We start from the raw sequence: 12,840 nt of genomic DNA, 5'->3' as shown, positions 1-12,840 counted from the left end.
CGACCGGTGGCGCGGGCGGGGGCTCTCAGCCCGTCCGCACCACCGGTCGATCCAGCCCTACCCCAGAGGCGGGGCGACTATGCGCGTCCACCCGCGGCGGACAGCTCGTCGGCGCGCGGTGCCGGCAGCAGGTCACTCAACAGCTCGGTCAGCACCGCGAGCCCGTCCGGGCTGAGCACCGACTCCGGGTGGAACTGCACCCCGGCGAAGCCGCGCCCACGTAGGGCGTGCACGGCGCCGTCGCCGGCGTCCCGGGCCAGTTCCACCGGCCCGTACGCGGTGGCCAGCCGGTCCGACTCGGCGCGGGCGGTGAACGTCGAGTAGAACCCGACCCGGCGGGTCTGGCCGAACAGCTCCACGTCCCGCTGCAATCCCTGATAGGTCGTCTCCCGGCGGTGCAGTGTCAGCCCCAGCAGCCCAGCGAGGACCTGGTGGCCGAGGCAGACCGCGAGGGTCGGACGGCCGTTCGCCAGCAGCCCGGCCAGCAGCCTCCGCAGCGCCGCCATCTTCGGCTCGTCCAGGCTGCCCGGGTCGCCCGGCCCGGGCCCGGCCACTACCAGGTCGTATGAGTCGACCGGGCCGCTGACGTGCCACGGCCGCAGTGTGACCGCGAGCCCCAGAGCTCCCAGTTGATGGGCCAGCATCCCGGTGAAGGTGTCCTCCGCGTCCACGATCAACACACGGCGGCCGACAAGCCCGGGCAGGCCGGGCGCGTCCGGTGCCCGCTGGTCCAGCCAGAACCGGGCCAGCGGTGCGTTGCGCGCGGCCAACGCGTCGCGTACCTCCGGGTCGTCGGCCAGCCGCGCGACCGGCCCGCTGCCGCCGACGGGCGCCGCCGGCCCGAGGCCGAGCGCGGCAAGCACTCCGGCCGCCTTGGCGTGCGTCTCGGCCACCTCGCCGGCCGCCGTCGAATGACGGACCAGAGTGGCGCCCACCGGCACCCGCATCCTGCCGGTGGGGGAGATCTCGGCGGTACGGATCAGGATCGGCGCGTCGAGCGTCTGCCGGCCAGCCTCGTCGTGGCCGAGCAGGGCCAGCACACCCGCGTAGTAGCCCCGGCCCCGGCGCTCGTGCCGGGCGATCACCCGGCAGGCGTTCTCCATCGGGCTGCCCGTGACGGTGGGGGCGAACATCGTCTCGCGCAGCACCTCCCGCACGTCACGGGTGCCCCGCCCGGCGAGCAGGTACTCGGTGTGCGCCAGGTGCGACATCTCCTTCAGGTGCGGACCGATCACCTGGCCGCCGTGCTCGGCGACGGTGGCCATCATCTTCAACTCCTCGTCGAGCACCATGTACAGCTCCTCGACCTCCTTCTCGTCGGCGAGGAAGCGCAGCAGCGCCGCCCGGTCCGCGGTGCTACCGGCGCTCCGGAAGGTGCCGCTGATCGGGTTCATCATCACCAGCCCGTCGTCGACGCTGACGTGCCGCTCCGGGCTGGCACCGACAAGCGTCCGTGTGCCGGTGTGCACCACGAACGTCCAGTACGCACCGCGCTCGGCGACCAGCAGCCGGCGCAGCGCGGCCAGCGCGGCCACCAGCGGTGGGCCCTGCACGGTGGCGTGCAGGGCGCGGTGGATGACGAAGTTCGCGCCCTCCCCACGGCCGATTTCCTCGGCGAGCACCCGCTGCACCGTCCGCGCGTACTCCTCGTCGCTGACGTCGAAGGCGGCATCGATGGTGCGGACCGGTTCGTCGGGCAGCGTGGCCAGGGCGTCGGCCAGTGCGATCCGCCGATGCTCGCGGATGTGCAGGCACTCCAGCGGAGCGCCGTCGTCGACGCAGGCGAACCCGCGTTCGGTGATTTGCCGGTACGGCACCAGGGCCAGCGTCCGTGCCCCGGGGGTCTCCGGCGTCAGCGGGATGTCCGCGAGCCGCTCGACGGTGTCGACCGGGCCGGTGAACAGCTCCAGTTCGTCCGCGCCGTCTCGGCGCAGCAGCGCGAAGGGGCCAGGATCGACACCGTGGGCGACGGCGGCGAGCAGGTCGGTGAGGTGGGTCATCGGAGTCTCCGTCGGGCCGGGCGCCGCCGTCGGGGCGGGCTATCCGGACGGGAGATCCGGCGACCGCCTCGATGGCGGCCGCGTGGATGGAGCTACGCGCGGAAGTGGACCGCCAGGTCGGCGGGCCACCAGTAGGTCGGATGCGCGAGCATGTCATCCACCCTACGCGCCCTTGGGCGGCCTGACAGCGGGTAACTTGACCGGCGATGAACATTCTCGCGCTCGATCTGGGCACCTCCTCGGTACGCGGGCTGGTGCTGGACGGGGACACCCGACCGTTGCCCGGCGCCCTGGCCCGGCGCAAGATCGACCTCGCCATCGGTGACGACGGCACCGGCACGCTGTCCGGGCCCGACTATCTCGCCTCCCTGGTCGGCTGCCTGGACGAGCTGGCCGACGCGGGGCACCTGCACGACGTCGACCTGGTGGCGGTCTCCGCCCAGTGGCACTCGGTGCTCCCACTCGACCACGACGGCACCCCGCTCGGCTCGGTGATCACCTGGCTGGACACCCGGCCCGGGCCGGTCGGTGGCACGGCGGGGCCGGCCGACCCGGACGGTTTCCACCAGCGCACCGGCTGCTGGTGGCACCGCTCGTACTGGTCGATGCGGTTGCCCTGGTTGCGCGAGCAGTCCGGCACACCGATCGCACGGTTCGTCGGCCTGCCCGAGTACGTGCTGGGCGAGCTGCTCGACACGGCGCCCATGTCGGTCTCCCAGGCCTCCGGGACCGGTCTACTGGACCTGAGCACCCTGCGCTGGGACGAGGAGGCGCTGACCCTGGCCGGGGCACGACCGCAGGATCTGCCACCCCTCGGTGAGCTGGACTGGCACGGCCGGCTTCGCGCTGAGAAGGCCCGCCGTTGGCCGCAACTGGCGCAGGCCCGGTGGTCGCCGCCCGTGGGCGACGGTGGGGCGTCGAACGTCGGCTCGGGTTGCGTCGACCCGAGCCGGGCCGCGGTCACCGTGGGCACCTCCGCGGCCGTACGGCTGATGCAGCGGATCCCGGCTGGCGAACCGATGCCGCGGCTCCCCGAGCGACTGTGGCGGTACCGGGTCGACCACGACCATGTGGTGACCGGTGCGGCGTACGCCAGTGGGGGCAACCTGTTCGCCTGGGCGGACCGGGAGTTGCGGTTGCCCCAGGGGGCGGAGCTGGACGCGGCACTGGCGCTGGTGCCGGCGGGCGGTGGCCGGCCGGCCGACCCCCGCTTCGGCGGCGACCGGCCGCCCGGTCTGGCGCCGGCGGGCACCGGCCGGCTCGGCGGCCTCAGCTTCAGCACCACCTCGGTGGACATTCTGGCCGGGCTGATGCAGGGGCTGTGTGAGCTGGTCGCCGAGGATCTCGCGGTGCTGGAGTCCACGATCGACAAGCCGGTCGGTGTGGTGCTTGGCGGGGGTGCGGTGGCAGCCTCGACGTGGTGGCGGCAGGCCTTCGCCGCCGCGCTGGCACCGCGACCGGTGTCGCACCAACGCAACCCGGAGATCGGCGCCACCGGCGCGGCACTGGTGGCGTTGGGCCGGTTCGGTGACGCGATCGACCTCGCCGACATCGGCCAGACGGACGAGCTGGTTTTGCCGACCACGACAGGACGTTCCACCCGCAGTATCCTTCCTGAGCCTCCGCGTCGCCCGGGCCGTTGACAGCGCTCCCGAGCCTGGTTGGATGGACGGCGCTCCCCGGACCGCGGTGGACGCGGTAGGACGGAGGAGGCAGGGTGGCGGCAGGTCCCGACCCGGCGAACGGCGCGGTGTCGAACCACCGTCGGCGCCGCTTCGACGTTCGAGTCGTTCCGCATCGACGCCGGTCACCGTTCCGGCTGCGGGACTGGCGGATGAGCACGAAGCTCGCCACCGTGCTGATGGTGCCGTCGATGGCGTTCCTGGTGCTTGCGGGTGTGCAGACCAGCGCGCTGGTGGGGCGTACGACGGCATTGAACGACTTCTCTCGTCAGGTCGGCATCGGCCGGCAGATCACCGCCGTGGTGCACGAACTTCAGCAGGAGCGCGACCGCTCGGCGGGGGAGCTGGGCGAGCGGCACAGGGGCGGCGACCGGGACACTTCGGCGTCCGACCTGAAGCCGTTGCAGACGGCCACCGACCGGGCCATCGAGGACCTGCGTCGGGCCGCCGAGCCTCTCGCGGACGCCGACGCGTCCTGGCGGGTCGCGTTCTCCGAGGCACTGGCGGCGTACGACCAGGTGGTTGACATCCGGCCAGCGATCCCGCCGGCGGTGCTCAGCAGCGACACCATCCTGAGCAACTATCACCGGGCCGTCGGCGCGATGATCGACCTGCTCGCCGAGCCGGCCCCTGGACAGGACCAGCCCGAGTTGAACGACGCGGTGCTGCGCTACGTTCAGCTGGCTCGGGTCAAGGAGCTTTCCTCCCGGGTCCGGGCCCAGCTCTACGCCGCCGCCCGCGCCGGTGGGTACGGCACAGAGGACCGGGTGCTCCTCGCCGATCTGCGCGCCCAGCAGCTGACCGCGCTCGGCGCGTTCCGGGTGGCCGCGACCAGCGACCAGATCCGCCGGTACGACGAGACCACGGTTGCCCCGACGTTCCTGGTCGCCGTGCGGCTTGAGGAACGCAGTCTGTCGACCGGCGACGCGTCGCCGGAGGTGCTGCCGTCGGAGCAGTGGTGGGTGGCCAGCCAACAGCGCCAGGAGTTGCTGCGTCAGCTTGAGGCGGGCGTGCTGGACGACGCCGTGCGGCAGGCCGACGACGCCAGTGACGGTCAGCTGCGGGCCACCCTGCTTGTCGTCGGCGGGGTCGTCGTGGTCCTGCTGGTCGCCCTGCTGATCTCTTTGCTCGTCGGGCGGTCGGTCGCCCGGTCGATTCGGTTGCTGCGTAGCCAGGCGCTCCGGATCGCGCAGGTCGAACTCCCGGACGCACTGGACCGTTTGAAGACCGTCACCGGAGGCGTGCCCGGCATCGACGTCGCGCCGGCGGTGGTCCGCTCGCTCGACGAGATCGGCGAGCTGGCCGAGGCGTTCGTGGCGGTGCACCGCAGCGCGGTGACGGTCGCCGTCGAGCAGGCGCTCATGCGCCGCAACGTCAACGCGATGTTCGTCAACCTGGCCCGCCGTAGCCAGGTGTTGGTGGAGCGTCAACTGGAGCTGCTGGACGACCTCGAGCGTGAGGAGGGCGATCCGGACCAGCTGGAAAACCTGTTCAAGCTCGACCACCTGGCCGCTCGTATGCGCCGAAACGACGAGAGTCTGCTGGTGCTTGCCGGCACCGATTCCACCCGTCGGTGGAACCGGCCGGTCGGCCTCGGTGCGGTGCTGCTGGCCGCCGCAGCGGAGATCGAGCAGTATCAGCGGGTCCAGATCGAGTCGGTGGCCGAGGTGCACGTGGTCGGGCACGCCGTCGGTGAGCTGGTGCACCTGTTGGCGGAGCTGCTGGAGAACGCCACCGCTTTCTCCCGCCCGGACACCTCGGTGGTGGTGACAGCCAAGGTCGAGGCTGCGGCTCCGCTGATCGAGATCACCGACCAGGGTCTGGGCATGAGCCCGGCCGCACTGGTCGAGGCGAACGCGGTGCTGGCCAGCCCTCCGGCCGCGGACGTCGCGACGGTGGAGCGGATGGGTCTGTTCGTGGTCAGTCACCTGGCGGCCCGGCTGGGCCTACGCGTGCGGCTCGACGGGGGCGAGGGTGGCCTGGTCGCCCGGCTCGCGTTGCCCGCGGAGTTGCTGGCGCCAGGGGGCCCGGTGCAGCTGGACCCGCCCGCGCCGGCCCGGATGTTGGCGACGAGCGCCGCTCGGGGAGTGGCAACGCCGCCCGGGGTCTCCTGGGGGGCCGGCGCCCCGGGGCTGGGCAACGGAGCACGGGATCTGCCGGTTGCCGGCCGCCCTCCGGGCCTCGCCGTGCCGCGCCAGGCACGTCCGGTGCCGGTGCGCGCCGAGGACGTGTTGACCCCGGCCGCCGCCCGTGGTGACGGCGGTGGCTGGTGGTCGCGGGAGGGCCCGGTCGCGCCGGCAGCGCCCGCGCCCGCGGTGCCGCCGGCCATCCCGGTGACCGGTGGCACGAATGAACGGGGGCTGCCGGTGCGGGTGCCGATGGCGCAGTTGAGCGCGGTCACCCGCCCGGCACAACCGATGTCGGCGCCCCACCGCGCCGACCCGGACCCGGAGGCTGTCGGCGGCATGCTTTCCCGGCTCTACAGCGGGGTGCGGCGCGCCGAGGCCGAGGACACCACCGAGATACCCGTGCCGCCGTCCGTGGGGCACGATGAAGGGGGACGACGACAGTGACGACGTTGAGCCAGGAGGCACGTGACCTGAGCTGGCTGGTGAGCGCGTTCGCGGAGCGGGTGCCGGGCGTGTCGCACGCGGTGGTGGTCTCCTCGGACGGGCTGCTGGTGGCGCTCTCCGACCACCTGCCCCGCGACAACGCGGACAAGCTCGCGGCGGTGACCTCCGGGCTGATGAGCATCACCGCGGGCGCGGCCCAGATGTTCGACGGCGATGTCGTCAAGCAGACGGTGGTCGAGATGGGCCGTGGCTACTTCCTGGTGATGCAGGTACGCGACGGTTCGATCCTTGCCACGCTGGCCGCCGGTGACGCGGACATCGGTGTGGTGGGCTATGAGATGGCCCGGCTGGCCAAGCAGGCGGGGGAGATGCTGACACCGGCGCTGCGGGCGGAGTTGCAGCAGGCGTTGCCCCGTTGATGTGCCGGCCGAGTCCCGGACGGTCATCGGCTCACCGGAGCCGAGCCGTCCGGGCCCGGCCGTCCGGGTGGCGGCCCGCTCAGAAGCCGCCGTCGGTGATGACGGAGCGGTACCAGTTGGCGCTGCTCTTGAGCACCCGCCGCTGGGTCGGGTAGTCCACGTAGACCAGCCCCCAGCGCTGGTCGTAGCCCGCATCCCACTCGAAGTTGTCCAGCAGCGACCAGACGTGGAAGCTCTCCAGAGGCACCCCGGCGGCGATGGCCCGGTGCACGGCGGTGAGGTGGTCGCGCAGGAAGTTGATCCGACCCGCGTCGTGGACGGTGTCGTCCGCGGCCAGAGTGTCCGGTGTGGGCAGACCGTTCTCGGTGATGGTGAGTGGGATCGGGCCGTAGTCGCGGGTGATCCGGGTCAGGAGGTCGTACATCCCATCGGGGTAGATCTGCTGCCATGCGGCTTCGGAGGTCGCCCAGCGTTGCTCGGTGCCGCCGTCGGCGGTGACGTAGATCGGCGTGTAGTACTGCACCGCCAGCACGTCGACCGGCGCGGAGATGATCGCCAGGTCGCCGTCGCGGATGCCCTGGACCATCCGGCTCTGCGGGCCCAGGTCGGCCAGCAGATCCTCCGGGTAGCTGCCCTTGAGCAGGGAGTCCAGGTAGAGGCGGTTCTCGTAGCCGTCATAGAGGTGGGCGGCTGCGGCAGCCTGCGGGGAGTCGTCGGCGGGGTAGCAGGGGTGCAGGTTGAGTGCGGGGCCGATCCGGCTGTCGCTGCCGGTGGCCCGCAGTGCGCCGACGGCGAGCCCGTGCGCGAGCTGCAGGTGGTGCGCGACCAGGTAGGCGGCGTCCGGGTCCTGCCGGCCGGGGGCGTGGTGGCCGGTGAGGTAGCCGTTCTGCACCACCGTCTTGGGCTCGTTGATGGTGAGCCAGGCCGGCACCCGGTCGCCGAGGGCAGCGAAGACCAGGTCGGCGTAGTCGGCGAAGCGGTAGGCGGTGTCGCGCGACTCCCAGCCGTCGGCGTCCTGTAGTGCCTGCGGCAGGTCCCAGTGGAACAGGGTGGCCATCGGAGTGATCCCGCGGTCGTGCAGCCCGTCGAGGAGCCGTCGGTAGAAGTCGAGCCCGCGCTGGTTGGGCGCGCCCGTGCCGTCGGGCTGGATTCGTGGCCAGGAGATGGAGAAGCGGTAGCTGCGCAAACCGAGGTCGCGCATGAGGTCGAGGTCCTCGGCGTACCGGTGGTAGTGGTCGGCGGCCACGTCGCCGGTGTCGCCGTTGCGGGTGCGCCCTGGGACGCGGCTGAAAGTATCCCAGACTGACTCGCCGCGCCCGTCCTCCTTGGCGGCGCCCTCGATCTGGTAAGCGGAGGTTGCCGCGCCCCAACCGAAGTTGTCGGGGAAGCGCAGCGGGCTGGCAGGCCCAGTAGGTATCGACATGGATTCTCCTCGTGGATACGGGGCCACCGCCGAGATTCGGGAGCGCTCCCAGATTAGGCCAGGAGTGGCCAACCCGGGTCACCTGGCCGTCATGGCGGCCGGCGATGGCGGGTCGAGGCGGTTGGAGGCCCCGGACAGCGAACGAGGCCGCCGGGCGGCGCGGCGCGCCTGTCCCGTCGGCCTCTTTTCCCATCGTGTACGGGGGTTTAGTGTGGGGACGGGGGAGGGCAACCCCCGTCCCCACCGTAACTGCACACACACGGGCGGAATTTGGGTCCTGCCGTGCGTGTCGCGCGGGAGCCGGGCCACGCGAGTGGCTCTGGTTCCACCTCCCTCCGTGTGGCGGGACGATGGCTGACGACGGCGTCCGGGCTGGCCCGTCGTCGGCCCTCGGGCTGGTTCACCGGGCCCGTCAGAAACAGCCCCGGTGATCTTCTTGTTGGAACCTTGTCGATGGAAGCGCTCCCATCGACCGATGTTGCGACTGTAACGCCCGTCACGCCTTTGTGAAAGACCCAAAACGAGATCGAAACAACGAGCTGAACGAGTGGCGTCTGCGCTTGTTGTGGGAGCGCTTCCATGGCAGACTGTCGATTCAACGCGACAGGAGCCACATCGCGTGAGCGCGGGTCCACCGAGGGCAGCCGGAGCACCACTTCCGGTCACGGTCACCCGATCGCAGCCGGCGGGACCCCTCCCGTGCAGGCCGCACCGCCCCACCCCGGCCGGGCCCGGGGAAGACCACCTTCCCGGCGCCTCACAACCCCCGCAGACCACCACCATCGCGGGCAGGCGCCTCGCCGGGGACCGTCCCGGCCCGGTCCGAGGAGACACCGCGCACATGAGACAACTGGCACGACGCCGTCGAGTGGCGATGGTCGCCGCCGCCGTGCTCGCCATCGGCGGGGTGACCCTGCCCGCCGGCGCAGCACAGGCCGCACCCGCCTGCGACGTGGTCTACGCGACCAACGACTGGAACAACGGCTTCACCGCGAACGTCACCATCAAGAACCTGGGTGACCCGGTCAGCAGCTGGACGCTCAAGTGGACCTTCCCGAACAGCAGCCAGCGGGTCACCCAGGGCTGGTCGGCCAAGTTCAGCCAGTCCGGCAGTGAGGTCACCGCGACCAACGAGTCCTGGAACGGCAGTCTTGGCACCGGGGCCTCCACCACCATCGGCTTCAACGGCTCCCACTCGGGCAGCAACCCGAAGCCCACCTCGTTCACCCTCAACGGCACCGTCTGCAACGGCACCGCGGCCAACCAGCCGCCGACGGTCTCCCTCGGTCTGCCGACCGGGCCGTTCACCGCACCGGCTGACGTGCCGCTGACCGCCACCGCCAGCGACCCGGACGGGACGATCAGCAAGGTCGAGTTCTACCGCAACGGCCTGCTGATCAACACCGACACCTCCGCCCCGTACGCCTACACCCAGGAGGACCTGCCGGCCGGCAGCTACACCGTCCAGGCCAAGGCGTACGACAACGCCAACGGCATCGGGGTCGACGAGAAGGCGTTCACGGTCACCGCCGCAAGCGGCCCGAGACTGGTCGCCACCCCGTCCGCGGTGAGCGTCACCGAGGGTGGCACCGCCACCTTCAACCTGAAGCTCAGCGCCGCGCCGACGGCAAACGTGCCAGTGACCCTCACCCGCACCGGCGACACCGATGTCACGGTCTCGCCGGCCACCGCCACGCTGACCCCGAGCAACTGGAACACCGGGGTCACCGTCACGGTCGCCGCGGCGGAGGACACCGACACCGCAGGCGGTGCCGCCACCATCACCGCCTCCGCCACCGGTCTCGCCTCGTTGGCGGTCACCGCCACCGAGATCGACAACGACACCCCCGGCGGCGACAACACCTACATAGCGAAGTTCCTCGAGCAGTACGGCAAAATCAAGAACTCGGGCTACTTCAGCCCCGAGGGCGTGCCGTACCACTCGGTCGAGACGCTGATCGTCGAGGCGCCCGACCACGGGCACGAGACCACCTCGGAGGCGTTCAGCTTCTGGCTCTGGCTGGAGGCCCAGTACGGCCGCGTCACCCAGAACTGGGCGCCGTTCAACAACGCCTGGACCGTCATGGAGAAGTACATCATCCCGACGCACGCCGACCAGCCGACCGCCGGCTCCGCGGGCACCCCGCAGTACGCCGCGGAGTACAACCTGCCCAGCCAGTACCCCTCGGCACTGAACCCGAACATCTCCGTCGGGCAGGACCCGCTCCGCGCCGAGTTGCAGTCCACCTACGGCACCGGCGACATCTACGGCATGCACTGGCTGATGGACGTGGACAACACCTACGGCTTCGGTCGCTGCGGTGACGGCACCACCAAGCCGGCCTACATCAACACCTTCCAGCGGGGCACACAGGAGTCGGTGTGGGAGACCATCCCGCAGCCGTCCTGCGACACCTTCAAGCACGGCGGTCAGTACGGTTACCTCGACCTGTTCGTCAAGGACACCGGCGCCCCCGCCAAGCAGTGGAAGTACACCAACGCCCCGGACGCCGACGCCCGCGCCGTGCAGGCCGCGTACTGGGCGCTGACCTGGGCCAAGGCGCAGGGCAAGCAGGCCGACGTGGCGGCCACCATCGCGAAGGCCGCCAAGATGGGTGACTACCTGCGGTACGCGATGTTCGACAAGTACTTCAAGAAGATCGGCAACTGCGTCGGGGCCAGCACCTGCCCCGCCGGCAGCGGCAAGGACTCGGCGCACTACCTCCTGTCCTGGTACTACGCCTGGGGTGGCGCGTACGACGCCAGCCAGAACTGGTCCTGGCGGATCGGCTCCAGCCACAACCACTTCGGCTACCAGAACCCGTTCGCGGCCTGGGCGCTGACCAACACCCCGGAGCTCAAGCCGCAGTCGTCGACCGCGGTCGCCGACTGGACCAAGAGCTTCGACCGGCAGCTGGAGTTCTACACCTGGCTGCAGTCGTCCGAGGGCGGCATCGCCGGCGGCGCCACCAACAGCTGGGACGGCAGCTACGCCCAGCCGCCGGCCGGCACCAGCACCTTCTACGGCATGTTCTACGACGTCGACCCGGTCTACAACGACCCGCCGTCGAACCAGTGGTTCGGCATGCAGGCCTGGTCGATGCAGCGGATCGCCGAGCTGTACCTGCAGACCGGCAACGCGAAGGCCAAGGCGCTGCTGGACAAGTGGGTGCCGTGGGCGATCGCCAACACCACCGTCGGCACCAACTGGTCGATCCCGTCGGACATGGCGTGGACCGGTCAGCCGACCACCTGGAACCCGTCCAACCCGCAGCCCAACACCAACCTGCACGTCGAGGTGATCAGCAAGGGCCAGGACGTCGGCGTCGCCGCCTCCTACGCCCGGATCCTGATCGCGTACGCGGCCAAGTCGGGCAACGCGGCGGCCAAGACGACCGCCAAGGGGCTGCTCGACGCGCTCTCCGCCGCCAGCGACGCCAAGGGTGTCTCCACCACCGAGAAGCGTGGCGACTACCGGCGCTTCGACGACACCTACAACGCCACCACCGGGCAGGGCGTCTACGTCCCGCCGGGCTGGACCGGGAAGATGCCGAACGGCGACACCATCGCCGCCGGCAAGACCTTCCTCGACCTCCGGTCCTTCTACAAGAACGACCCGGACTGGCCCAAGGTTCAGGCGTACCTGGACGGCGGTGCGGAGCCCAGCTTCAACTACCACCGGTTCTGGGCACAGGCTGACGTCGCCATGGCGTACGCCGACTACGGCAGCCTGTTCCCGAACGGCTGAGGCAACCCGGGGTGGGTGGCGTGGACCGCCCACCCCGGGGGCCGGCCCGGGTCCGGGGAACGACGGACCTTGGCCGGCGGACGGCCTGACACCCACGGTCAGGCCGGGGTGGGTCAGCCATCTGGCCGACGCAGCGGATCGGCTGGCCCACCCCACCGCCCGGACTGGAGCCAAGCGCGAAAAAGCCCAGAAATTCGGGCCGTCACGGGATCACGCCGAAGTCCGTGACGGAGTAACGTACGTCACCGGAGAGGCCGCTCCCCCCGTGGCGGCCTCTCCACTTTTTTGCCCTCCACCGCCCGGATCCGCCCCGGGTCAGCGGGGCGGTGCGGCCGGGTCTTCAGTGACCGGATGACGCAGACCCGGGTGCCCGGCCGGCAACGACCGCCGCAGCACCACCCAGCTCAGTGCCAGCGCAGCGGCGACCAGCGGCCAGGTCAGGGCCACCCGGGCCACCACCAGTGCGAGCACCTGCCCACCCAGGTACAACGGCACGAACACCGCGAGCCGCACCAGGTAGGTCGCCGTCCACACCCAACTGGCCCGGCCGTACCCGCGCAGCAACGCCCGGTCGCGCCGCCACCGGGTGCGCTGGCCCAGCACCGCACCGACGAGCACACCGAGCAGCGGCCAGCGCACCACGACGCTGATCGCCCAGGCGAGTGCGCTGGCGGCGTTGGAGAGCACCTGAATGAGAAAGAAATCCTCGGCCCGGCCGGTGCGTACCGCGATCAACGCCGCGACGCAGACGGCCAGCAAACCGATCAGCACCGAACGCGGCCGATCACCGCGGCGCAGCCGTACGCCGGCCACCACCGCGCCCACGGCCAGCGCTGCACCGACCCCACCCCAGAGCGACTCGCCGCCCAGCAGCCACCCCGCGGCGAACGCCAGCGGTGGCAGGGTGGCATCGATGGCACCGCCTCGCCCGCCCAACAGATCTGCCAGTGACTCGGCCCGCCTCTGCCCGCGAGGACCCGGTTCGGTGCCCGTCC

The 12,840-nt window shown here is 71.3% G+C and carries 7 protein-coding genes; 4 read left to right on the top strand and 3 right to left on the bottom strand.

Translation table 11 applies throughout. The features are described from left to right. Window positions 1-77 precede the first annotated feature (77 nt). The gene (locus ACLQ28_RS18315; RefSeq protein ID WP_425687482.1) at window positions 78-2,000 is read right to left on the bottom strand and encodes an anthranilate synthase family protein; all 1,923 of its coding nucleotides are present in this window, start codon (window positions 1,998-2,000) and stop codon (window positions 78-80) included. 206 nt (window positions 2,001-2,206) lie between these two features. On the opposite strand from ACLQ28_RS18315, the gene ACLQ28_RS18310 reads away from it, so the two are divergent. From ACLQ28_RS18310 to ACLQ28_RS18300, 3 genes are all read left to right on the top strand, one after another. Beyond that, window positions 2,207-3,643 carry an FGGY family carbohydrate kinase gene (locus ACLQ28_RS18310; protein ID WP_425687481.1) on the top strand — a complete coding sequence of 479 codons (1,437 nt, stop codon included), beginning with the start codon at window positions 2,207-2,209 and terminating at the stop codon, window positions 3,641-3,643. Between the two features lie 74 nt (window positions 3,644-3,717). Further along, window positions 3,718-6,255 carry a nitrate- and nitrite sensing domain-containing protein gene (locus ACLQ28_RS18305; RefSeq protein WP_425687480.1) on the top strand — a complete coding sequence of 846 codons (2,538 nt, stop codon included), beginning with the start codon at window positions 3,718-3,720 and terminating at the stop codon, window positions 6,253-6,255. Next, complete coding sequence (locus tag ACLQ28_RS18300; RefSeq protein WP_425687479.1) at window positions 6,252-6,674, top strand: roadblock/LC7 domain-containing protein; 423 nt, start codon at window positions 6,252-6,254, stop codon at window positions 6,672-6,674. The genes ACLQ28_RS18305 and ACLQ28_RS18300 overlap by 4 nt, the downstream gene beginning before the upstream one ends. 79 nt (window positions 6,675-6,753) lie before the next feature. On the opposite strand, the gene ACLQ28_RS18295 is transcribed toward ACLQ28_RS18300, so the two are convergent. Further along, window positions 6,754-8,097, bottom strand: a complete 1,344-nt coding sequence (locus ACLQ28_RS18295) for a GH1 family beta-glucosidase (RefSeq protein WP_425687478.1) — start codon at window positions 8,095-8,097, stop codon at window positions 6,754-6,756. Between the two features lie 850 nt (window positions 8,098-8,947). Here ACLQ28_RS18295 and ACLQ28_RS18290 point away from each other — a divergent pair. After that, a complete protein-coding gene (locus tag ACLQ28_RS18290; protein WP_425687599.1) occupies window positions 8,948-11,845 on the top strand; it encodes a glycoside hydrolase family 48 protein in 2,898 nt (965 codons plus the stop codon). Between the two features lie 315 nt (window positions 11,846-12,160). On the opposite strand, the gene ACLQ28_RS18285 is transcribed toward ACLQ28_RS18290, so the two are convergent. After that, window positions 12,161-12,784: a DUF3159 domain-containing protein gene (locus tag ACLQ28_RS18285; protein WP_425687598.1), complete on the bottom strand. Its 624-nt coding sequence runs from the start codon at window positions 12,782-12,784 to the stop codon at window positions 12,161-12,163. Window positions 12,785-12,840 lie beyond the last annotated feature (56 nt).

The organism is Micromonospora sp. DT201 (assembly GCF_049841575.1).
In the GTDB taxonomy this organism is placed as follows: domain Bacteria; phylum Actinomycetota; class Actinomycetes; order Mycobacteriales; family Micromonosporaceae; genus Micromonospora.
Note: the sequence above shows the minus strand (reverse complement) of the source record. Positions and strands in the feature narration are given on the sequence as shown.